Origin of the sequence: Desulfosediminicola sp. (genome assembly GCF_048381775.1) — a bacterium.
Taxonomy (GTDB): domain Bacteria; phylum Desulfobacterota; class Desulfobulbia; order Desulfobulbales; family Desulfocapsaceae; genus Desulfopila; species Desulfopila ganghwensis.
Genome location: NZ_JBLXGE010000001.1, coordinates 591,973 through 614,217, shown reverse-complemented (window position 1 = coordinate 614,217; position 22,245 = coordinate 591,973). Strand labels below are relative to the sequence as shown.

The window sequence follows — 22,245 nt, the reverse complement described above, 5'->3', positions numbered from 1 at the left end:
GCATAGAAGATGGATGGTCAAGATCTGCTTGTGATATTTCTGCGTTACTTGTGGCCTTTTATCGTTGCCTGGAATGTCTATTTGCACCGACAGGACCGGAACCGGGAAAAAGCACTTTCAGATTACAAGCTCTATGTGGCGCAGAACTACATGAGCAAAACAGATCTGGAAAATATGTTTGAAAAATTTGAGCGCAGTATGGATGAAAAACTGCGGCTTTATATCAACATCAAATAGCAAAGTGGGAGAAACAACCATGGAAAAGAAAGTTGTCTTGAAGGTAAACGGCCAGGCTATCCATTTCAATGTAACCGCTGAAGCACAGGAAAGACTCATCAATGAAACCATGCCGAACAACCGAGTAAACCCTATGCACAATTTTCTCATGCGAACAGTTGAAGAGGATTCAAAAGCGATCCTGAAACCATTGCTCGCTGTTCCTTCTACTGTTGTGATTCTGGCAGAGAAAGTAACATCCGAATTTGTGCCACAGCTTGAAATTACCGTGGGGGAGTAGAGCGGGTGGTCGAGGGCATAGAAAATAATGCCCTCGCTCAGATGGCAGCGTTTACCCGCAAATGGTTTCCAGGTCGTGAAATAACCGTGCGGACCATGGGTGAAGCGCTCTATCTCGAGAAAGATTACTGGAACAAAATGCAGATAGCTATGCAAAGCGGCATCACCAAGGCATTCAAGGGGTAAACAGGGCATGAGCTCACAGCTTCAAAAATTAATGTTTTCTATCAGCCTGCTGGACAAAGTGACCGGTCCTGCAGGGAAGGTAAAAAATTCCCTGGGAAGTGTTGCCGATACCGCAAGCGAGAGCTTTGGCATTATTTCCGGAGGGGTGGCTGGTATGGCAGCATCCGGCTACACCCTGCAAACGCTTTCTGCCCCTGCCCACGATCTGAACATGGCCCTGGGTGATGTGAAGAGCCTTGACGTTGCAGAAAAAAGCCTCGAGGCCCTGACCGGATCTGCAATGGATTTCTCTGTTGAATATGGAGAATCTGCAGCCGAGTTTGTGCGCTCATCATATGATATTCAGTCATCCATTGCCGGGCTTGCTGGATCCGAGCTTGCAACCTTCACCACTTCATCTGCCGTATTGGCTAAAGCCACCAAGGCAGATGCGGCCACAATTACTGATTACATGGGCCGCATGTACGGTATTTTCAAAAACTCCGCAAATGAGATGGGGAAAGCCAAGTGGGTGGAACAGCTCACAGGGCAAACTGCCACCGCAGTTCAGATGTTTAAAACCACCGGTGCTGAAATGGCCGGGGCCTTTTCTTCTCTTGGCGCCAACGCAACCTCTTACGGAATTGCCCAGGCTGAACAGATCGGTATTCTTGGCAATCTGCAGGCAACCGTGAGCGGATCCGAGGCCGGCACCCAGTACAAAGCTTTTCTGGCCGGTATTGGCAACGCCCAGGATGAGCTAGGGATGAAGTTCACAGACAGTCAGGGCAAAATGCTTGGCGTCGTGGATATTCTCGGGAAACTGCAGGAACGATACGGCAGCACCCTTTCTGTTGCTGAAGGTGACGAGCTGAAAAAGGCTTTCGGATCTGATGAGGCCGTGAGCATGATAAAGCAGCTCATGCTCGATACCACCGGCCTTGCCAATTCAATCGATGCAATTGGCAAAGTAACCGGCATGGATAAGGCCCTGGCCATGGCTGACAACAGAGTGGACGTTTTTGCCAGATGGGAACAAGGCATAAATGCCGTGAAAACCGGCCTGGGTGGAGCGCTTTTACCTGTTATCTATCCAGCTTTGAATAGCATGGCCGATATGGCCGGAAATATCTACGAATGGACCCAGGAGCACCAGACCCTCACCAAGTATATTGGCTTTACCATAATTGGGGTAGTGGGCGTTTCTGCAGCTCTTGCGACTTTTGCAGCTGTGGGAAGCATGGCCAGCCTGGTGATGGGCTTTTACGGGAAGCAAACCCTGCTTTCAACCATAATCATGGGCACATTCAGAAACGGCCTGGCTCTGGCCAGAATGTCCATGCTCTTTTTCAATGCGGCCATCTGGGCAAACCCGGCCACCTGGTTGGTGGGCGGCATCCTGCTTCTCATTGGGGCCGTAGCCGGGGCAATTCTCTATTGGGATGAGCTGAAAGCCGCTTTCCTTGATACCTCATGGGGCCAGGCCATCATGAGGGTAATAGATAATCTCTTTGGCTATCTCGATTCTCTTGGTGGAGCTTTCGAGTGGGTTGGTGACAAGCTCTCATGGATACCGGGAATAGGTGGAGACAAGCCGGAAACGGTTAGCAGCTCACCGAGTTTGAGCGCTCCCAGGACCATAGAAACCATGCCCGGTGGCGTTTCCAGATCCGTTGCCAATGCGGTTACGACCAACAGCAGCTCCAGCTCAAAATCCATTCATATCGGCCAGGTAACGACCAGCCGGCCACTGAACAGCCAAGAGATCAATAACATGCTGGTTATGGCAAGCTGATTATGAGCAAATACCTTGATTTACTGATAACAGATAATGACCTGACACCGGATGTTGCCGGGAATCCATTACTCACCACGGACCGGGATGTTATCGCCCAGGACATTATCCATATGATTAAGGAGCTTGGCTATTTGCCTCCCTTGGTGGCAAACCGCAACCAGGGCCTTATCGAGCGCACCAAGGTAGAAATCACCATGGCGGTTGATAACGATTACAGGATTGTGCCGGGCTCAACCTTTATCGAAGAACCGGACCCGGGAACCTTTTACCTTGTTGCTCAAACACTCGAGTTTGGATCCATAGAAATCTATTTAGGTGTGTGATATGGCAGATGCTTATAAACAGATGGTGATTGATGCCGGGATACCTACCACTGAGAGTGAAATGCAGCAAAAGTGGGATGAGCTGAATGCGGCCGAAGGGGTGAACATTGCCAATTCTTCAGCCTGGTCTCCTTTTTGGCGCCTTGTCTCCGCAATTGTTACCACCCCTGCAAAATGGCTGGTGAACCTGCTTAGTACCCATGTTTTGCCAAATGCTTTCTTGCGGGACGCCACCGGCCAATGGCTTGATCTGCAGGCATGGGCGGTAGACGTTGAGCGCAAGGTGGCAACCAAGACCACTGGCCAGGTCCTGATAACCAAGGAAAGTGCAGACTATGATTGCACAATAGAACCGGGCATTTTTATCGCCACCGGATCCATAGGCGGCAAAATTTACCGGGTGGTTACGGTAGGGGAAAAGCTTATTCCTGCAGGGACCATTTCCGCTTATGTGCCGGTAGAGGCTGAGCTTGGCGGGAGTGAGTACAACCTGGGGCCGGGGTATTTCTCGATACTTCAGGAACCGGTGCCGGGAGTGGCAACCGTTGTCAATGAGGCAGATTGGATAACCACAGCCGGGGCCGATGCTGAAAGTGACGAGGCGTTACGCCTGCGCTGCCGCAACCAGTTTTCAGCGGTTGGGCAGTACCACCATGATGCAGCATATCGGGCAGATATTTCTCTCTTTGCCGGGATCCAGACAGACTATGTGTGGTTTGAGCACGATGCGCCCAGGGGGCCGGGATCCGCTAACGCCTATGTGATGATTGATAGCGGGGCACCATCCCAGGAGCTTGTGGACTCTATAAACGATTACATCACCAGCCAGGGCAATCATGGCCATGGGGATGATCTGCTGATTATGCCTATGCCTTTGACCCCTTATCCCCTTGTTGTGACCGTATACCATGACAGCTACCTGACGTTAGAGCAGCAAGCGACCTTGCAAGCAGAGGTTGAGAATATTGTCCGGTATGCTTTCAGGGAGAACCAGAATTATTCCGGTGTAACCAGGACCATGCCGTTTACCAGATTCAGCTTTTCAAAATTGTCAGATGACCTGCACCAGCGGTTGCCAGATCTGCGCTCTGTAGCTTTCAGCCGGGGTGATATTACAGCAGTAATGGAGCTGGCCACCCTGGAGAGCTTAACCGTAAACCTCGAGGTGGCCTAATGTCAGACCCGGTATTGCCAAAGATCGAGCTGCCATCATGGATGAATGAGGGGGAAGTAGACAGAATAGCTGCAGCCGCTTACACCTGGTTCTCTTCACTCGCTGAATGGGCCTTGTGGCCTTTACGGCAACTGGATCCCATGACTTGCAGTGTCCAGGTCCTCGACCTGATAGCCTGGCAGCGGGATATAACCCGTTTTGCAGAAGAACCTCTGGAGCTCTATAGGTTGCGGGTGAAATACGCCTATGCCAATGCCAGAGATGCAGGCAGCGTGGCAGGATTCAAGCGCATTTTTCAGCGGCTTGGTATCGGCTATGTGGAGATTGGAGAACGTATGGATGGCATGGATTGGGATGTGATTAACATCATGCTTTCTGACACTCAATTAGCTGACAATGCAACATTGCTACAGACCCTTATCCAGCATTATGGCCGAACCTGCAGGCGGTATGGTTACAGCATTATTACAACGCTAAACATGGAGCTGCAGGTAATTGAATTTTCAAATGATGCTACAACAGATCTGGCAGTTTTGGAGGTACGACAATAATGAGCGCAATATTTACCAATGCAGGGCAGACCAGAATCAATGAGCTCATGGGCCTCGAGCAGACCCTTGTAATAAACCAGATGGTCTTTGCTTACATCCCTGGGCTGGATCCGGCTGCAGCCATAGACCGGGCACAGGGCATGCCAGATGCGGGAAATATCGTTCACACTGAACCGATAGACCCGGCACACAAGGGCTATGTGAGTCCGGACCAGGTTGTTTATTCTGTTATCCTGGGCAGTGATGTTGGTGATTGGTCTTTTAACTGGATCGGTTTGGTTGAAGAGGGGACCGGCACCGTTATTGCCATCACCACGATGCCTGACACACCAAAGCGCAAATCTGATGCTGCCACCAATACCACCGGCAACAATATCACTCGTAACTTTATGATTCAGTTTGCCGATGCTCAGAGTGTAACAGGGATAACCGTTGCCGCTGAAACCTGGCAATTTAACTGGATGGCAGAATGGAACAGCCATGCGTCCCTTGTTGTGGATCCTACCCAGGATGGCGGTGCAGGCAAACACGTAACCGATACCCAGGCGAAAAAGTGGGAAGATCATGCCAATAGTCCACACGATTTCGTCCCTGCCAGCCATACCAACGATGTTGTAGACCCTTCAAAAACAGGAACAACCGGTAAGCACGTAACCGATACCCAGGCAAAAAAATGGGAAGATCATGCCAATAGTGACCATGCCTTTTTGCCGATAGATGGCAATGCCTCTGGCAGTGTTTTAGCTACAGGGGAACAAGCAAAAGATGCCACCATAAACAACAAATTGCTTACTCCGCAAACCGGCAGAGAGCTCGTTGAGCACGTTATAAGCAACAAGCCCTCATATACCGAATTTACCAGCAGTGGCAACTATACAGTGCCTGATGATGTGTTTGTGGTTTTTATCGAGGTCCAGGGGACCGGTGGCAGCGGTGGAATCAATGACAGAGCTGCAGGCACACAGGCCGGTGAAACAAAATGGAATAATGGCCAGCTTAAAGCAACCGGTGGTGTTGGAGGTAGTGAAACCTCTGGTGGTGCTGGTGGTGCCGGATCTGGTTACAACTCTGTCATGGGCCTTTTTACTCAAGATGGTGAAAAAGGTGCTAACAGAGTTTTGCCGAACTCTGGAGCCGGTGGTAAAGGTGGCCCCAGGAGCTCTGGCGGTGCATCCGTTTCTGCCAATAAAACCAATGGCAAAGATGGTGTTAAAGGTGGAGGTGGTAGTGGTGGTGCCTATAACACTGGTGACAGGGGCAGCGGTGGCGGAGGTGGCGGTTTTGCCTCTGGTTTTGTGAGGGTAACACCAGGGGCAAGCATAGGGATTGTTATAGGTGCCCGTGGAACGATCAATAATTATAGCGGCTATCGAGGCGGTTATGGTGGCATTGGCTATGTGCGGGTATACCCGTTTATCTAAGGGGAAGAAATGGAAACCTATTATTCACCTGAAGGGAATGCGGAAGTGTGGGCAGCACGCCCACCGGGCTATATGCCTGAAGCTGATTACTTGGCTTTAAACCCACCACCACAATTGAGCTTTGAGGATCTGTTGCAGAATAAATTGAAGAAGGTCCAGATGGCCAGGAGGCAAAAGCAGTATGGTGGCTTTGACGTTGAGGGCACAAAATATGATTCTGATACCGTTGCCCAGCTTGCCTATACAAAACTTGAGGCGCATTTAAAAGAAAACCCTGCCTATACCGTGAGGTGGAAAGCCTCAGATGGGGTGTGGGTTGACATGGATGCCACCCTGTTTGCCAAGGTAACTACCGCAGAAAAAGCACATATTGCTCTATGCTTTGCCTGGCAAGAAGCCAAAGAAATTGAGCTGAAAGGATGCGGAACACCTGCAGAACTCGATAATGTTTCCATTCTCTTTGGTGAATAGCCATGCTCCAACTCGATAGCTACAGAGTACCTGGCAAAAAACTCCTGGTGAAAGGGAGTATGGAATTGCGTGGTGAGGATATAGCCGGGGAAACATCCGGATCCGATAGGGTGGAAAAGGGCATCAAACCCAAAGTGCTCACCGTATCGGTCCAAATTCCATTCAAGGAAAAAGAAAGCCTGCGCTCCCTGGTCAAAAAGGCAGAGGAAGTAACAGGAGATGGTGAGCAAAAGATTTTCACCGTTACCAACAACACTGCCAATGCTGCCGGGATCCGGCAAGTGCGTTTCACTGAGCATATTGTCTGGGATGAAAGTGAGGATGGCACCCAGGCGTGGACTGTACAGTTTACGCTCCAGGAGTACATGAGCAATCCAGAACGAATGGAAATAAGACTTAATAACAACCAACACCTTGTTATTAAGTCATATTCTAGAATATTAGAAGAAGCATCAAAACTTTGAGTTCACTTATTGTGATACAATAAAATTATCAAATCGTTATTTTTAAATTAAAGGACTGATTATAAAGTTATAACTGGAAAGAAGTGATTCATCCAAAGCCTTAACCAAGGGAGGGAGGTATGAATTCTTTACGCATGATTTTGGTGACGATTTTGATATTCAATTCGAGCTCTATATGCCTAGGGGGTGAGTACTATGGCAAATACGTAGGAGAAGTGAAAACTGTATGGCTAAATGATGGAGTCAGCATGAAGTTGATTGAGGAATTCAAATTCATTGATCCTAATGGTATGGTATGGATTTCTCCAAAGGACTCAATTACAGACGGAGCATCGATTCCTAAATTTGCATGGCCTATAATCGGCTCGCCATTTAAAGGTAAATATAGGGCTGCATCAGTAATACACGACATCTCTTGCAAAGAGAGAGTTCGAACATGGGAAAGTGTTCATTTGGCATTTTATTATGCCATGATGGCATCGGGAGTATCTAGGGCAAAGGCGAAGGTCATGTATGCAGCAGTTTACTTTAGAGGGCCTAGGTGGAATTTAAATGGTGTTGACATAGAAATTTCTCCCAAAATCCCTGAAAATGTTAAAGTGGAAAAAATGTATGAGCTTGGATTTAGGGATGAAAATTATTTTAAAAACAAGATAAAAAAAGCCAGAGCAGAGGAAACTGAGGATCCAATAGTTGTATATTTGTTCTCAGAAATAGAATCTAGAGAAAAATCTGGAAGCCCTATGTCTTTAGGAGAAATACGCGAATATTTTGAATGAACAATTGTTATCTATATAAAAAATAGTTTCACATCATGATAATAGATAAATCTTTACGAATTAACAATCTGGAATACAAATTAATTAAAGAACAGGTTCTACTCGACCTAGCTACTCCAGGCCGGGCAGATTTTATTGTTAAAAGTGAAAAGCCTTTAGCGGGGATTGTAAACTTTTCAATAGGTATTTCAGGCAGAACCAATCTGGTTAATTTCTTCACAGGCTATATAGAGAAAAGTACCATGGTTGATTACGCTAGGCAGCGCCTTTTCTGTCGTGAACTTTCTGCCATTCTTTGGGCTGTTCTTCCTGTTTCTGCACGGCATGTATCCATGAATGATGTTCTCGGGATCTACTCGAGGAAAACCGGGCTTTCATTTGTCATTCAAAATACAGCCTATGCCACAACGCCCAGGCCGGTATTCCAGACAGTGGCAAACGGGATCCATAGCATGGACTCCCTGGGAGATGTTTTCAGAGTGAAAAACTATATCTGGCAGCAGCAGGCAGATGGCCGGATATTTGCTGGTAATTGGAATGATAGCCGGTGGGCAGACAAGCCTTTCAACATCGATGAAACATTTTTCCAGGATGTCCAGGTGGATGGTACCAAAACCATGCAAGCGGTACCGGGCTTGCGCCCTGGTGTATTACTCAATGGTGAATATATCACTAGCTTGCAGCTAAAAAACGGCCATGAAATGGTGGTGACATGCGGGAAGCTATTAAACGTATAGTGTTAAGGATGTTTCCGGAGCTGGCCGGTGGGTATCACCTGGACCGCTTTGCCCGAATAGTGAAAATTTCGGATCCACCTGCCGGTGGCGAGACAAGCGACAGATTCAAACCTAAATTTGCTGCAGATATTGAAATCCTTACACCAGATGGAAACCCGGCTGAAGGTTTCCCAATGTATGAGGCGGTACCGTTGCCGGTCCCTGCAGCCGGAGACAATGCCGGGATGTTTCACTGGCCGAGGCCGGGCACAATTGTAACCGTAAGGTGGATAGAGGGCAGGCCGGACCATCCTGTTATCCAGCACATTTATGCAATAGGCCGGTCCCTGCCAGCAGTACCGGATAAGATGGGCCGGTGGCAGCAGGCTGATGGTGTGCACCAGGTTGTGGACCCGGCAGGCAATTGGGAAAGAAAAACCGGTGGATCTATAACGGATAGTGCCAAGACAATCATCGAAAACGCCACCGGCAACCGGACCGAAACCGTGGGCGGGAGTTCAACAGAAAATGTTTCAGGATCCAAAACCACCACTGCCGGTGGTGGCTATCATGTTTCAGCACCAAAAATTTCAATCAGCGCACCAGGAGGACCAAGCGTATTACCAGAACTTACTCGCGCCCTGGATGCCATACGAAGCGCTCTGGATGCTTTGGCAACACACACCCACCCAGGAGATAGACAGATAAGCTCTGTTTCATCTTCTGTTCTCTCAGATTCTACCAGTGCCGGATCCGCTAGCACCAACTTGCAAAAACTCCAATAGTACTGGGGTATTCACATCATATTAGATGGTAAAGCAATCCTTAAATGTGTCGTGAAATATACCTTTTTGATAAGCAATAATCCTTACTAAAGTTTTTCCCATTTAGCCCAATGCCCTACAATCACGACCTTTCATAGCAAGTTCTCTTTCAATAGGCAGATATACACATTGACAACTTTCATGTTTTTGGGTCATGTTGCTTGACACGTATGTATCTAGTATTGCTAGTTTTTTACACATATGAAGTTTGGTAGGTGGCGGTCAAATCATTCTGTATAACACTCATTTTTTGATGTTATACAGATCTACATAACTACTTGTTCGACAGGGAAATAATAATGAAAGAAGACTATAGATTTCAATGGAGATATCATCATTTTTTTTCACCTCCTGATATTGTTTTTAATATAATTGAACATAATACTGATATTTTTGGTTTGGTTGCGAGTCCATATCAAACAATAACGGGTGTGGTTTTTGATAGAAAGATTCGTGAACGAAAATCTCTGAGCCAATTTACTGAGTTAAGTTCCCCTCTTAATACTCCGAAAAAATTTACCTTTAAAAATGGTTCAATTCAAGCTGATGTTTCCATACAAAGTAAAGGTGAGAAACATAATGAACACGAGACGTTAGTAGAACACCCTACTAAAAAAACAGCGAATTACTGGGTAGTCGATCATGCTTCTAGTAAGGCTTTTGTGTCATTAAATGTTGGTGATAAAATATGGAATGGGAATGTTGATTACTATTCTGACAGGCAGTGGGGTGACCTCATTTTACAAGATTTTTTAGACGAGTGGCACTGGTTACACTGGTCAAACGATAAACATTGTATTGTTATTTTTTTTATTAAAACCATTTGGGGAAATATAGTTTGCAAACAGATTTGTAAAGACTTGCTTACATCAATATCTATTGTAGATGAAACTCCCTTTACTTTGATAAAAGAAAAATCTGAATATGTTTTATCTACTAATATGGAAAAGAAAAATTTTAAAATAATGAAAACTATTCGAGAAAGAAATGAAGTTTTACCTTGCTCTAGTGTGTTTAACTATAAACGATATCAAATCATCAGTAACATGACTTCAACAGAAGGATATGGAGTCGCAGAATCCATGAGGATTAATAGAAAATGTTAGCTTGGATAACTGAAAATATACTTACTTTGATTTTTGGCACAACAACTCTCATCTTGGCAGTTGTCAACTTACGTTATCGCATTAGAGATCATAATCTTCGTGCAGAAACATCTTTGACTGCTGGAAGCAGAATCTCAGTCTTTTTCTCTAGAGAGTCAATGGTAAAGTATCTCCTTGAAATGTATAATAAAGCAGAGGCAGATGATTTAATTTGGGGACAATGTGTTGGTTGTAGTAATTACTCGCCTGATGTCCGTGCCCAAGTTAGCTCTGCTGCTTCTAGAGGAGTGAACTTCCAAGTTCTTTTGAACAGTAGAGCCTCATCTTCAAAAGAATTAGAATCACTTTACACTCCTTATAGAAATGCAAAGTTAGCCTACAGGGATGACAACCTTATCAGACTACAAGGGCTCGGCAGATCAGAGGTTGTCCTGGCCTTCCCTTCCTTAGAAGCATATTCAGGAATAGTTATAAAAGAACAACATTTAGTAGAGATATTTTTTAGCTGGTTTGATGAACGTTTTAAAAAGGGTGAGCAAGTCGAACCAGTCGTTTCACACGGACTCGCTGAGGCTCGCCGGTGAACTCAACGTTAGGTGAATATGGGTACTATGTCAGTACATCGTTTACAGTTGTAGCAATACATCGTTTACACTTTCTGGTAGGTTTTTCTCCATAATAAAAGGAGGAGAACATGCCCTGGAAGGAAACGACGATGATGGATGAGAAGCTAGAATTTATCAACGAGTGGAAGTCCGGCAACTTCAGTTTTTCCGAACTTTGTCGAGAGTTCGATATCACCAGGCCAACAGGCTACAAGTATATCAAGCGCTTTCAGGAGCGAGGGTTTGATGGTCTGTTGGAGCAATCCCGCAGGCCGCGCGGCCACCCACCCATAAATCTAAACAACTTTAATAGTGGTCTGTCCCCGATTGTTTTTATTCTGTCCTTTCAGATTCTACCAGTGCAGGAGCGGCAAGCACCAACTTGCAAAAGCTTCAATAGTACTTGGGTGTTAACGAATTATTAGATGGTAATTAAATACTTAAATGTGTCGTGAAATTTACTTTTTGATAAGCAATAATCCTTACTGAAGTTTTCCCATTTAGTCCAAAGCCCTACAATCACAACCTTTCATAGCAAGTTCTCTTTCAATAGGCAGATATACGCATTGACAAACATCATGTTTTGAGGTCATGTTCCTTGATGCATATGTACCTGCTATTGCTTGTTTTTTATACTTATTAATTTGGTAAGTAGCGGTCCATTCATTCAGTATAACACCCATTTTTTGATGTCATACAGATCTGTATAATTACTTGTTGTGTTTAAAATGACACCTGAACAGATTCAAAAAGTAATAGAGACAGCTATAAAAGAAAATACAACCTTTCCTTTTTGGTTATATTTGATTGCTATATTATGTGCTGCAATTGGTGGGTATCTTGGTAGTTATTTAAACAACAAAGCTAAAAACTTAGCAACCAAAGAAGACGTCAAGGATATAACGCGTTTAGTAGAAGGAGTTAAAAATAAATTCAATAACGACTTAGAACATGTGAAAGCAGAATTGGAAATCATCTCAACAACAAGACTTAACCTTCTTAAAGAGGAAAGAAATACTATAGTTGATTTTAATTTGAGCTATTATAAATGGTATCATTCAAACATACAGCTTTCAGAAGCTTGTAAATCATACAGTAATGATAGAGCCCAAAAATGTTTCGAGAAAATTGAGATTAGTTTTATTGATATGTTAATAAATGAGGCAAAGTTTGAGTTAATCGTAGAAGATGATAATTTAATTTCTCAAAAAAATAATTTAAAAACTGTAACGTTAGAAGCGTTATTTAATAAGCCTCAATCTTTTTTGCTAGAAATTCAAAAATACAACTTGAAATACGATTATTTATATGAAAAATTACGGACCACAAAAGACGACAAAGAAGAAGATATTTTTGTAGAGAAAATTACTGAAATCATAAACAAAAAAATAAAATTACATGACTCGTACTTGTCAGAAACATTAAATATACATGATTCCGTTCATCAAGCTCAAAAAACATTTCGTGATTCCTCAAAACTGTATCTATACAAGTCAGCGAACATTATCAAAAAATCTTGAGTGAAAATTATCAAATAATACAACAAACCGTTACGCCTAAAACAATAAGGAACAGACCACGGTTTAATACCGTTAGGTATGCCAATATAATAAAATGAAATTCACTATAGAAACATTAAATATACTACTCTTAATATTGCCAGGAACAATGGCTGGTCAAATATATTTTTCTATCTATAAAATTTCGGAAGTATCTGTTTCAGAACGATTGCTAAGTGCTATTAGTTACTCCTTCTTAATCTACCTGCTTTGTAACGTTTTTGTTAGCTGGGAACCTTTGGCATATGCTATCTCAACTGAAGAAAAAATTCAGTTCGTATTTTCTACCAAGCTTTCCGTTATTGTACTAACACTTATATTGACCGTATTCATGCCTTTATCTATCGGCTTTATATATTTTAGTGACAAATTTCATGGCTTATTAAGATTGTTTAATATTACTACAAAAACGTCTCGTGGTAATACATGGAATGATGCCTTTGCAACTCAAGACAGGAGGGTGATCGTTACCCTTAAAGATGAGACTAGGGTGAGAGGATATCCAACTATGTTTTCTACTGACCCGGAAGAAGGGTATCTTTATTTATTTGACCCCGTTTGGGTTAATGACAATAAAGAAGATAAAAATGATCCAGATTATTTAGAAACAAATTGCCATGGTTTTCTTGTTAATAGAGACAATATAGATTTGATTGAATTTACTCTTGATGAAGGAGAAGAACTAACAGAAAAAAACAAGGAGCATAAATGAAAAACCCTAAATTGGAAATTAAAGTTCCTAGTATTAGTAAAGTAAGAGATGAGCTAAAACCAGAGAAACTTGAAGCACCTCAACGTCCCAAACCGACTCCAAAACCACCTAAAAAGAAATAGAATACATAAGATGAATAAGGGACAGACCACTGTTTAATACGACTACCATGTCGATCAATCAACTTTAATAATGGTCTGTTCCCAATTGTTTTCTAATAATTCTGCATAATTACTCGTTAGGCATCAAAAAATATGACAATAGATCAGAGCTTAAAGATTGCACAAATGGGCTTTTATATAACTATGGCTGTAGTGGCTATACTGACATATTTGAAAGCAAAGAAAACACTGCTTAATTCAATAAACACTGAATATCATAAACATGTCATTAACGCCTTGATTGGGCTATCCAATGAACTTTACTCTGAGTTTGATAAAAATAGTAAAACGTATTGGCTCAATAATACTAGAATTGATGAAGTCGTTAACGAAATTAACAAGGAATTTACTAAAAACAAAATAGCTATTCTTGCTTCAAAGAAGTTCGGTGGCGGTATACGTGTCTTGGACTTAGAAGATAGGTTAATGACTCAGATAGGGCGATATAAATCAGATCCATTCTTGCCTCAAGTAATTAGGCAGGAAACACTCGACCTGTTGGAGAACAGACTTATAGTCTTTAATACATCATATTGTGACGTTATAAGTAATTATATGCAAGATTTAGCAAAAGGTAAGCATATTGAAACTCTCGAGTCAAATAGTGGCTGGCTACATAATAAACTCAACAGAGAGCTTTACGAACAAGGATGCGGAATTAGCCAAATAGAAGATGCCGTGCATGATATTCGTTTAAATATCAAAACATATCTTGACAAATTCAATCCATTTTAATGATTTAAAATTCGCTTAACCATCGGGTCAACCTGACTAGAAATGATAAGGGACAGACCACTGTTTAATAGACTACCATGCCGATCAATCAACTTTAATGGCGGTCTGTCCCCGATTTTTTTTTGATAGCAATGAAGAAAAAGCCTTAATTGAAAGGACAATCAAAAAGGTATCGGCTGAATAAGGAGTATAGCATAATCTGTATCTTAAAAAAAACTGGTCAGAGTAAAATGCTACAAGTGCTTAAATTAAATATAAAGGTTTATTGTATCCTGGCATGGTTCTTTGTATTGTTTGGTAGTAACCCAGGACATGCTTTCATTTTCGGACCATCTAACTACGATGAGTGTATCTCTGAATACACAAAAGAAGCAGAATCAAACCGAGCAGTAACAATAATTGCGCATGCCTGTAGATATAAGTTCAAAGAAAAAGGCAACCAAAAATACTCAGATTGTATTTTTGACTACGCTCCTGGTGTTTTATCGGATAGGGCAGCCACTATCATTGCTCACGCATGTAGATATAAGTATATTGAGAGATCGCGTATCAAATATGCAAATTGCATTTTAGATGAAGTTCCAGAAGTTAAAACGGATCGTGCAGCAACTATAGTTGCTCACACATGTAAAAATAAATATCCGTAGCGTACTTAATTAAAGTATTTTAGGGACCGACCACGATTGATTCTATCTACGAGATAATCCTTGATTAAGCCTGAGCTGGATGGTTCAGTATTTTCGGATGGGCTCAATATCCCAAGGTTCATTTTCTCAATTCTAGCCTGCACTTTAACAAATAAAAACCTTTAAAGCCCTTATCCATAACCATTTCAGCGGATTCATTCAAAATAAGCGTAGATCCGCTTTTTTGCAAAACTCTGCAAACCATTGCCAACTATGCAATGGGCCTTTTCTCGAGCAATCCAGCCAGTGCCCAGGCCCCACAGCCCCACTGCCAATACCGCCTTATTTGCCAAAAAACGCGCCAAATCTTGTTCAGGAGAGGTGTGGAGGAGTGATTTTTTTTCGGCTTTCTTTTTTTTTTGGTGAGAGCGGAAAAAAGAAAAGGCCCACCGTGATCCTGGTGAGCCTCTGTGTGATCTTTTGGCTAGTGAGAGGGGGATTATAAGGTGGCTAACCTGGTTAGCTCGTCAAAGTGCTTTCCAGTGATTTCTATTGATTGTTCTTTTGCTTCCCAAAATTTTTCAGACCTGGGCTCAACCAGCTTGGCAGCAATTTTGAGCAACGCCTTTTTGTTCCCGGCATCGATCGACTCAATAGTGCAGCTTGTAAATGTTGGATGCTTTGATGAGCTGAAATAGGTCGATCCGGACCAGGTGGCCGTTGCTGTTAATCCATCTGAAAGACTAGCATTTTCAGTTTTAATTTTATTACCACTTTTTATCTGGTCTGCTTTCAAAGATAACTCAAGATAGTCCTGGTCAGTTCCAAGGTAAATAGAAACTGTTTGAGTATTATCAAGTGACTTGACCAAAACAACATTATCCAGCTTTACAGACTCATCACCGCATGCAACAAGGAACAACGTACAAACCACGCAAAACAACACAGTCAGGAAACGCATAAAAACCTCTGTTGAATGAGAGTACTCAAGCCCAAAAGCACCGTTTTGGGCTACTTCACTTTTTCCTTTATCTCAGCCGCTTCTATGGCGCCATGAATATACGCCTCAACCCGTTCAAAAACTCTGGGGTGTTTTTTCTCGAGCTCGAGCAGCAATGTATCAAGTGCGGCCACCCGGTACCTATAGGCTGTTTCCTTTCTCTGGGTACTTTCGGCACGATTCCCTTCTATAGGCAAATCTAAAAGTTTCAATACCGCTTCATTCCCCAGCAACTCACCAACTGCTTTCAGGTGATAAGCGTTTACAGGTTTCCCCTGCCTAACGTTGGTAACAAAGCTGGATGTTTTGCCAACAACCTTGGCAAGTTCCGTAGCTTTTCCACGTTCTTTCACCAATTCCAAAAAATCTCTATGGAGTTGGTCGCGAAAAGATTTTAATTCTATGGGTTTGTTTTCGGTTGACATAAAAACTCCATTGGGTGTATTAGTTGACCTGTACTGTTGACCTAACTTTTAAAATTTAAACTCATGGAGGTGACAAATGCCAAACTTGATCGAGCCGCTAGACATACAATTTGCCCTAAAAAAAGCTGGTTACACCCAAAGCGCCATTGCCGAAATCTGCGAAGTTAAAAAATCCGTTGTTTCTCGAGTAATTCAAGGCACCACTACGAGCCATAATGTTCGCTGCACGATTGCCAAAGCTATAGGGAAAAAACCAGAAGATCTTTGGCATATACCCGAGAACCCAAACAAACCAGGCCCACGCAAACGGGGAATAGCACAAAAAAGATAGGGTAACTTTTTTTCTTAACCAAGACAATCCCAAAGAACCCCATAGGTGCACACTTTCCCATTCAACCATACTAATAACACGTTGCTGTTTCTACGTTAAAACAAGGGGATGTTTCATGTACACGGACAGACAAATTGAAGCATTGAAAGTGGTACAGGCAGCAGTGAAAAAGTATAACGCTAAAAAAATTGCAGAAGTTCTGAATATTTCCACCGGAACTATCTATGCAGATATAGACCCGAAATCTATAGGCCGTAGGACAAACAAGCTCGGTTTTCTCGATTGGTTGGTAATCCTCGAGGAAACCAAAGATCTCACAAGCCTTGACCTAGTTAACCATCAATTCAACAGGCTTTCGCTCGCTATCCCTAACACAGAAGGGCACACAACCATTGAATCATGGATGGCTCACTGTGCAAGCATAGCCAAAGAATCAGGTGAGGCCGTGGCAGAGTTGGCAGAGGCCATAGTGGATGGCCAAATGGAAAACCATGAGTTGGAACGTTGTGAAAAGCAAACAATCGATGCCCTCGAGGCTTTCGGTTGTTTGTACCTGAAGATTAAAGAGTGCAGAGCCTGCCGGGCAAACTAGCCGGATATTTTCACCAGGGCAAAGGAGCAATACCATGCAAGACGTTATCAGCTATACGCCAGAGCATATCAGCTATATCAAGACGGTTCTTGTTCGTAATGAACAGACCATACAGCTTTTCATGAAGTTCGTTGCACAGATTGGTGAGGAAAACCCGTTGTGCTCAAGCCACGATGAGATTGCAACCTGCATCCGGATTCTGGAACAGGAGGGCATCAATGGGACGTTATAATGACTCCACCAGAGCCCCTGAGATAGTCAGAGGATTACTGCAAGATAGCCGCTTTGGTTTTAAGGACAAAGGCGGTTATCTGAGAAATGGCAAGTGCCCAAATTGTGGCAAGAAAGAATTGTATGTAAGTAAATCCGAGCCCTGGCGCATAGCTTGTAGCCGGGAAAACAATTGCGGTTGCTCCTGGACCGCAAAAGAGCTCTTGCCACATCTGTTTGAAAACTACCTCAAGCGCTTTCCACCCACCGAAACAAACCCCAGAGCCACTGCAGATGCCTATTTGCGTGAGGATAGAGGCTTTCTGATAAAGAAAATCCGTGGATGGTATGACCAGGAAAGCCACCGGCTGAAAGATACTGGTGAATATGTTCCTACCATTCGCTTTCACTTGGATCCAGAGCGTACCAGGTATTGGGAACGCCTTATAGGGAAAACCAAGGCAGATGGCCAAAAGGCCCACATAGGCGGCAAGCGAAAAGCAGATAATTCTCTTTTTAAAGGTGACGCCTGGACACCGCCCGGGCAGCAGCTCGAGGATGGCGATACCTGTTTTATTACTGAGGGCATTTTTCATGCTATCGCCCTGGTTCATGCCGGGAAAAAAGTGGCTGCAGCACTCTCCAGCTCCAACTTTCCATCAAACTTCATAGAGGCAAACAAGGAAAAAAATATCACCTGGATCCTGGCCCTCGATGGAGACAAGGCGGGCTGCAAGTATATGGCAAGGCACCGGCAGAAACTCCATAATCTGGACCAGAAAGTTGAAATCTGCCTGCTGCCCAACACCAAAGAAGATTGGGACGACCTATGGCAAAAAGGCGCCCTGCAGGATCCATTTTTCGAAGATTGCCTACACCGCGGCAAGCTCTTTACCGCAGCAAGCGTAATCGAAAAATGTTTCCTGCAGTACAAGAAAGCACCAGCTCAAACCCACCATGTTGTGGAGTTTAAAGAGGCCATCTACTCTGTTCTCATTTCTTCCAAGCTTCTCGAGGATTTCGATTTTCGGGACCATAATGAAGTACCATCGTCATTCCAAGCTGCATGCTCTGTAACGCCCATCTGTAATGTGGCTCCAACTTTTCTCTACATGGAAAAGGATGAGCTCCTAAGTGAGCAGAAATATGTTTTCCAAATCAACTACAAAAACGGCACCCCTGCCAAAATAATTGGTCTCGAGGGCACAAACCTCAGCAGCGGGGAGGCTTTCCACAAAGCATTACTGAACAACACCAATGGAGGCAGGTTTACTGGTAAAGCAATGGATTTCTCAAAACTCATTCAAAAATGGCTGGATGGAAAAATGCTCGAGGTTCAATCAATCCCTTTCATTGGCTATGACAAAGACGCCCAAGCATATGTGTTCCATGACAATGCTTTTCAGAATGGTCGCAAAATCAGCCTTAATGAGCATGGATATTTCGAGCTTGACCAGAAAGGAATAAAGACTTCCCTGGGCTCAGCGCTCATTTCTTCAGATGGCGAATTTTCAAATGATTGGCTGCCAAAGTACATAAAGGCGTTTCACTTTCAGGGCCTGGCTGTTCTCGCTTTCTGGCTTGGCACCTTGTTTGTTCAACAGATCAGAGCCAAACACAAAACTTTTCCATTCCTCGAGTACACCGGGGATCCTGGTGCCGGTAAATCCACCGTTCTTGAGTTCAATTGGAAGCTGGCTGGCCGTGATGAGTATGAAGGCTTTGACATTGCCAAATCATCACCGGCAGGCAGGCGCAGAGCTTTCAACCAGGTGTCAAACCTGCCTATTGTCATTATCGAATCTGACCGTGAGCGGGGAGAGGGGGAAAAACGGCCACAACAATTTGATTTCGATGAATGCAAGCCTTTCTATAACGGCAGATCCACCGGCACCCTGGGTATTGCCAACAAGGGCAATGATATTGATGAACAGCTTTTCAAAGGCACCCTACTTATCAGCCAAAATGCAGAGGTAGACGGATCCGAGGCCCTGCTACAGCGCATTGTCCATTGTCACGTTGACAAAAAGCACCATGGCGAGGGCACCAAAGAACTTGCCAGGTGGTTTGAAAAGCAAACCGCTGCCGATGTTGGTGGCTTTCTCGCTGAAGCCCTGAAGAATGAGCAGAAGATTCTCAGCGCCTACTTTTCAGCTTTTGAACTACTGGAAAACGATTTTGCCCAGGCCGGGATCCGCAACGAGCGAATCATAAAAAATCATGCCCAGATAGCTGCCTGCGCTCATGCTCTGAAAGTGCTTTTCCCAAACCTCACCCAAAACACCCTGAATGATTTTTTTGAATATCTCATCACCAGGGCCTTTGCTCGAGAGGAACGCATTGCGGCAGACCACCCACTGGTTGAAAAGTTCTGGGAGACTTTCCATTACATCAACGACAAAAGCCGTGATGGCAATGTCCTGAATTATTCCAAGAAAGATGAAGAGATAGCCGTAAACCTTAACCAATTCAGAGCCAAATGCATTGAATACGGCCAGGAGCTCATAGATTTGACAATCCTGAAGCGTTACCTGGTTTCGAGCAAGCGCCACAAGTTCGTTGAGAAAAACAGAGCTGTTCACTCATCTGTAATGGATAAAACTTTCAAATGCTGGATTTTCAAGAAACAGGGGAAATGATGAAAGCGTTAAGAACACTCATGCTGCCCGTGAAAAGAGAGTATTTCGAGCAGATCGAGGCCAAAACCAAAACTGAAGAGTACCGGGAGATGTCCCCATACTGGATTAAACGCCTCGAGGGCAAACACTATGACCAGGTGGTTATCACTCTTGGCTATCCGGCAAAAGATGATTCAGAAAGGCGCCTGGTGTTTCCGTATCACGGATTTAACCGCAAGGTTATCACCCATAAGGAGTTTGGGCCGGCACCTAAAGAAGTTTTTGCCATTCCATTGAAGCAGCAGCAACTCTGTTTGTTTTAAAGCCACATCAAACAAAACGATAGGTGAGACAATGCCAAAGATACCGATAAACCGCATTAACCAGTACACATATGCCGCATGTGTCACAGCCTTACTCAAAGCAGAAGCCAGGGAAACCGGTGCAAGCCGTGTTGCAGCCCAGGTGCTTTTGAGCGCTTATAACGGCTATGAATTTCAGCTAGATATTGTGGACCTGAACAACCTTGACCAAGCACATTTTGAAATCGCAATGTGTTTGATCCGTTGCCGGTATGAGCTATGGGCAGAACCACACACCGTAATAGAAAACGGGAGTGAGATTTTTCAAAATCTGGCCACCAGATGGTCACATTACAGGGTGGGCAACCGGGCACAAGCGTAACTAAACTGAATCACTTGAATGTAGAATCACCCAAGGAGAATCCAGATGGAGCATGAAGGCACACTAAAAATGATTCATGACACGGATGATATACGTGTTGCTATAAATGGATTTTCTGCCACAGAAGATGGCCCATGCACTCGACAAGAACTCCATGTGTATTTTGGAGATAATTGCGATCCTTCAATGATATTTGAGGATTGGACAGATGAAATTGAAAGCCTAAGCGTAGAGAGTTGGGAGCAGATATCAGGAATGGTGGACAAGTGTATCGGTGAAACTATCGATGATCTTGCGAAAGCCGAAATAGATATGCTGTTAGACCGTCGTGGTTGATTACACGCCAGTACCATTCACCTGATCCGATAACCTCAACACTAACTTGCTTCCTGTAATGTCGTTGACTTCCACATCTCCTGCGCATTATAACAACCTCATACCGTCACCGGGGGGAGGTATTTGTATGCGTGGGAGAATTTACACTGCACAGCGCTGTTTTCATTGTGGGGGAAAACTCGACTATATAGAGAGCCGGGGGCACCTCTGCTGTTCAATTCATCCTGAACCTAAGTGGCAAGGCGCCTGCGTTGTGCGCTTTGGCCGTAAACACACCAAAAGATTCAAGACTGTCCTCGAGGCCGAAAGGCACCTAACCTATTTGCGTGTTCAATGGGACAATGACAGGTTCGACCCTAGAGAATGGGCAAAGAATCAACCGCTTTCCTTTCTCTCTCTCCGTTTAAAATACCTGGAATACAAAAAAGAAAGTGATATCACCACCAAACACCTAAGACATATTGAAATGGTGTTGGAGAAAGCAGGCCAATCCTTGATAGAGGATACTGGACGGACCTGGGACCGCACCCAAATCAAAGAGATAACAGAGCCAGAAATTGAAGATTTTCTAATTGGTACCAAAGGGATTGCCAATAAAACCCGCTCTAACTGGAAAACGGTCTTACATGATTTCTGGTCCTGGCTAGTAAGGCGGGAAAAAAGAAAATCAAAAGTTCCGATGCCACAGTTTCCGGTTGTGAATTTCAATATGAAGATGAAAAAGCTCGTTTCTATTGAACAACAACAGGAAATAATAGATGAGGTAAAGAGAATTTCTTGCCACATAAACCCACGGATATGGCTAGGAATTTCACTGCTGGCCCTTTATCCGAGAATCAGACCAGGGGAAATGGCCAATGTTCAAGAAGGACATATAAACCTAAACGAAAACTGGATAGTTTTTCCTCAACCCAAGGAACGTGAACCCAAATTTATCCACCTGCTGCCGGAGGTAGCTGCCCAGATCCGGGAGCTGCGCAACCAAACACCGGCAATGCCACATATGTATTTTTTTCGACACCTGAAACCAAGAAAAGGAGTGAAAGCTGGCACCAAGTTTGGACCAAAGTACTTCAATGTATGGTGGAAACGAGCTTGTGAAAACCTTGGAATTGAAGAGGTTGCAGTATATGCCGGGACAAAACACTCGACTTGTACCGCTCTTGGCAAGTTCATGAGCCCAGAGGAAATCAAGCATAATGTCTCGGGGCACACATCAAAAGCGTTTGAACGGTATTACCTACCAGATCATAATGAAAAAATAGAAGCTACAAGGAAAGTTGCAGAGATGCAGGGGAGAGTCTTTAAAGGTGAAGTAATCCCTATCAAAAGTAACGGATAAG

Annotated in this window: 31 protein-coding genes; 29 read left to right on the top strand and 2 right to left on the bottom strand. The window is 43.9% G+C overall.

Going from position 1 to position 22,245, the window contains the following annotated elements:
* Positions 1-9 precede the first annotated feature (9 nt).
* The 21 genes from ACN5NT_RS02725 (at position 10) to ACN5NT_RS02625 (ending at position 14,727) form a co-directional block, all read left to right on the top strand.
* Positions 10-237 carry a hypothetical protein gene (locus tag ACN5NT_RS02725; protein WP_419174404.1) on the top strand — a complete coding sequence of 76 codons (228 nt, stop codon included), beginning with the start codon at positions 10-12 and terminating at the stop codon, positions 235-237.
* 19 nt (positions 238-256) lie between these two features.
* A complete protein-coding gene (locus ACN5NT_RS02720; protein ID WP_419174403.1) occupies positions 257-517 on the top strand; it encodes a putative phage tail assembly chaperone in 261 nt (86 codons plus the stop codon).
* A gap of 5 nt (positions 518-522) precedes the next feature.
* Positions 523-702, top strand: a complete 180-nt coding sequence (locus ACN5NT_RS02715; RefSeq protein ID WP_419174402.1) for a DUF6890 family protein — start codon at positions 523-525, stop codon at positions 700-702.
* A gap of 7 nt (positions 703-709) precedes the next feature.
* Positions 710-2,476 carry a phage tail tape measure protein gene (locus tag ACN5NT_RS02710; protein ID WP_419174401.1) on the top strand — a complete coding sequence of 589 codons (1,767 nt, stop codon included), beginning with the start codon at positions 710-712 and terminating at the stop codon, positions 2,474-2,476.
* Between the two features lie 2 nt (positions 2,477-2,478).
* Complete coding sequence (locus ACN5NT_RS02705; protein ID WP_419174400.1) at positions 2,479-2,802, top strand: DUF2590 family protein; 324 nt, start codon at positions 2,479-2,481, stop codon at positions 2,800-2,802.
* A gap of 1 nt (position 2,803) precedes the next feature.
* Positions 2,804-3,976 carry a baseplate J/gp47 family protein gene (locus tag ACN5NT_RS02700; RefSeq protein ID WP_419174399.1) on the top strand — a complete coding sequence of 391 codons (1,173 nt, stop codon included), beginning with the start codon at positions 2,804-2,806 and terminating at the stop codon, positions 3,974-3,976.
* Positions 3,976-4,527: a phage tail protein gene (locus ACN5NT_RS02695; RefSeq protein WP_419174398.1), complete on the top strand. Its 552-nt coding sequence runs from the start codon at positions 3,976-3,978 to the stop codon at positions 4,525-4,527. Before ACN5NT_RS02700 ends, ACN5NT_RS02695 begins: the two co-directional genes overlap by 1 nt.
* Complete coding sequence (locus tag ACN5NT_RS02690; RefSeq protein ID WP_419174397.1) at positions 4,527-5,948, top strand: phage tail protein; 1,422 nt, start codon at positions 4,527-4,529, stop codon at positions 5,946-5,948. The genes ACN5NT_RS02695 and ACN5NT_RS02690 overlap by 1 nt, the downstream gene beginning before the upstream one ends.
* A gap of 9 nt (positions 5,949-5,957) precedes the next feature.
* Entirely contained in the window at positions 5,958-6,419 is a 462-nt protein-coding gene (locus tag ACN5NT_RS02685; RefSeq protein ID WP_419174396.1) for a DUF4376 domain-containing protein, read from the top strand.
* A 59-nt stretch (positions 6,420-6,478) separates the two neighbouring features.
* Positions 6,479-6,883 carry a hypothetical protein gene (locus tag ACN5NT_RS02680; protein WP_419174395.1) on the top strand — a complete coding sequence of 135 codons (405 nt, stop codon included), beginning with the start codon at positions 6,479-6,481 and terminating at the stop codon, positions 6,881-6,883.
* A 248-nt stretch (positions 6,884-7,131) separates the two neighbouring features.
* A complete protein-coding gene (locus ACN5NT_RS02675; RefSeq protein ID WP_419174394.1) occupies positions 7,132-7,662 on the top strand; it encodes a DUF1353 domain-containing protein in 531 nt (176 codons plus the stop codon).
* A 35-nt stretch (positions 7,663-7,697) separates the two neighbouring features.
* A complete protein-coding gene (locus ACN5NT_RS02670) occupies positions 7,698-8,399 on the top strand; it encodes a hypothetical protein (RefSeq protein WP_419174393.1) in 702 nt (233 codons plus the stop codon).
* Positions 8,375-9,163, top strand: coding sequence for a hypothetical protein (locus tag ACN5NT_RS02665; RefSeq protein WP_419174392.1), 789 nt, complete (start codon positions 8,375-8,377; stop codon positions 9,161-9,163). The genes ACN5NT_RS02670 and ACN5NT_RS02665 overlap by 25 nt, the downstream gene beginning before the upstream one ends.
* 338 nt (positions 9,164-9,501) lie before the next feature.
* A complete protein-coding gene (locus tag ACN5NT_RS02660; RefSeq protein ID WP_419174391.1) occupies positions 9,502-10,308 on the top strand; it encodes a hypothetical protein in 807 nt (268 codons plus the stop codon).
* Entirely contained in the window at positions 10,302-10,892 is a 591-nt protein-coding gene (locus ACN5NT_RS02655) for a hypothetical protein (RefSeq protein WP_419174390.1), read from the top strand. The genes ACN5NT_RS02660 and ACN5NT_RS02655 overlap by 7 nt, the downstream gene beginning before the upstream one ends.
* 110 nt (positions 10,893-11,002) lie before the next feature.
* A complete protein-coding gene (locus tag ACN5NT_RS02650) occupies positions 11,003-11,338 on the top strand; it encodes a helix-turn-helix domain-containing protein (RefSeq protein WP_419174389.1) in 336 nt (111 codons plus the stop codon).
* 303 nt (positions 11,339-11,641) lie between these two features.
* Positions 11,642-12,433 (top strand): hypothetical protein, encoded by a 792-nt coding sequence (locus ACN5NT_RS02645; protein WP_419174388.1) that lies wholly within the window; start codon positions 11,642-11,644, stop codon positions 12,431-12,433.
* Between the two features lie 94 nt (positions 12,434-12,527).
* Entirely contained in the window at positions 12,528-13,184 is a 657-nt protein-coding gene (locus ACN5NT_RS02640) for a DUF6338 family protein (protein ID WP_419174387.1), read from the top strand.
* Positions 13,181-13,306: a hypothetical protein gene (locus ACN5NT_RS02635; protein ID WP_419174386.1), complete on the top strand. Its 126-nt coding sequence runs from the start codon at positions 13,181-13,183 to the stop codon at positions 13,304-13,306. The genes ACN5NT_RS02640 and ACN5NT_RS02635 overlap by 4 nt, the downstream gene beginning before the upstream one ends.
* A gap of 132 nt (positions 13,307-13,438) precedes the next feature.
* A complete protein-coding gene (locus ACN5NT_RS02630; RefSeq protein ID WP_419174385.1) occupies positions 13,439-14,080 on the top strand; it encodes a hypothetical protein in 642 nt (213 codons plus the stop codon).
* 230 nt (positions 14,081-14,310) lie between these two features.
* Complete coding sequence (locus ACN5NT_RS02625) at positions 14,311-14,727, top strand: hypothetical protein (RefSeq protein WP_419174384.1); 417 nt, start codon at positions 14,311-14,313, stop codon at positions 14,725-14,727.
* 478 nt (positions 14,728-15,205) lie between these two features.
* On the opposite strand, the gene ACN5NT_RS02620 is transcribed toward ACN5NT_RS02625, so the two are convergent.
* Both ACN5NT_RS02620 and ACN5NT_RS02615 read right to left on the bottom strand, forming a co-directional pair.
* The gene (locus ACN5NT_RS02620; RefSeq protein WP_419174383.1) at positions 15,206-15,667 is read right to left on the bottom strand and encodes a hypothetical protein; all 462 of its coding nucleotides are present in this window, start codon (positions 15,665-15,667) and stop codon (positions 15,206-15,208) included.
* A gap of 50 nt (positions 15,668-15,717) precedes the next feature.
* Entirely contained in the window at positions 15,718-16,131 is a 414-nt protein-coding gene (locus ACN5NT_RS02615) for a hypothetical protein (RefSeq protein WP_419174382.1), read from the bottom strand.
* A gap of 76 nt (positions 16,132-16,207) precedes the next feature.
* Between ACN5NT_RS02615 and ACN5NT_RS02610 the strand changes: the two genes are divergently transcribed.
* The 8 genes from ACN5NT_RS02610 (at position 16,208) to ACN5NT_RS02575 (ending at position 22,244) form a co-directional block, all read left to right on the top strand.
* Positions 16,208-16,462, top strand: a complete 255-nt coding sequence (locus tag ACN5NT_RS02610; RefSeq protein ID WP_419174381.1) for a helix-turn-helix domain-containing protein — start codon at positions 16,208-16,210, stop codon at positions 16,460-16,462.
* Between the two features lie 115 nt (positions 16,463-16,577).
* Positions 16,578-17,054, top strand: coding sequence for a phage regulatory CII family protein (locus ACN5NT_RS02605; protein WP_419174380.1), 477 nt, complete (start codon positions 16,578-16,580; stop codon positions 17,052-17,054).
* Between the two features lie 34 nt (positions 17,055-17,088).
* Entirely contained in the window at positions 17,089-17,286 is a 198-nt protein-coding gene (locus ACN5NT_RS02600) for a hypothetical protein (RefSeq protein ID WP_419174379.1), read from the top strand.
* Positions 17,273-19,903 carry a toprim domain-containing protein gene (locus tag ACN5NT_RS02595; RefSeq protein ID WP_419174378.1) on the top strand — a complete coding sequence of 877 codons (2,631 nt, stop codon included), beginning with the start codon at positions 17,273-17,275 and terminating at the stop codon, positions 19,901-19,903. Before ACN5NT_RS02600 ends, ACN5NT_RS02595 begins: the two co-directional genes overlap by 14 nt.
* Complete coding sequence (locus tag ACN5NT_RS02590; RefSeq protein ID WP_419174377.1) at positions 19,900-20,205, top strand: ASCH domain-containing protein; 306 nt, start codon at positions 19,900-19,902, stop codon at positions 20,203-20,205. The genes ACN5NT_RS02595 and ACN5NT_RS02590 overlap by 4 nt, the downstream gene beginning before the upstream one ends.
* A gap of 31 nt (positions 20,206-20,236) precedes the next feature.
* Positions 20,237-20,566: a DUF7673 family protein gene (locus tag ACN5NT_RS02585; RefSeq protein WP_419174376.1), complete on the top strand. Its 330-nt coding sequence runs from the start codon at positions 20,237-20,239 to the stop codon at positions 20,564-20,566.
* Between the two features lie 45 nt (positions 20,567-20,611).
* Positions 20,612-20,902, top strand: a complete 291-nt coding sequence (locus tag ACN5NT_RS02580; protein WP_419174375.1) for a hypothetical protein — start codon at positions 20,612-20,614, stop codon at positions 20,900-20,902.
* A 127-nt stretch (positions 20,903-21,029) separates the two neighbouring features.
* The gene (locus ACN5NT_RS02575; RefSeq protein WP_419174374.1) at positions 21,030-22,244 is read left to right on the top strand and encodes a tyrosine-type recombinase/integrase; all 1,215 of its coding nucleotides are present in this window, start codon (positions 21,030-21,032) and stop codon (positions 22,242-22,244) included.
* The last annotated feature ends 1 nt before the right edge of the window (position 22,245 follow it).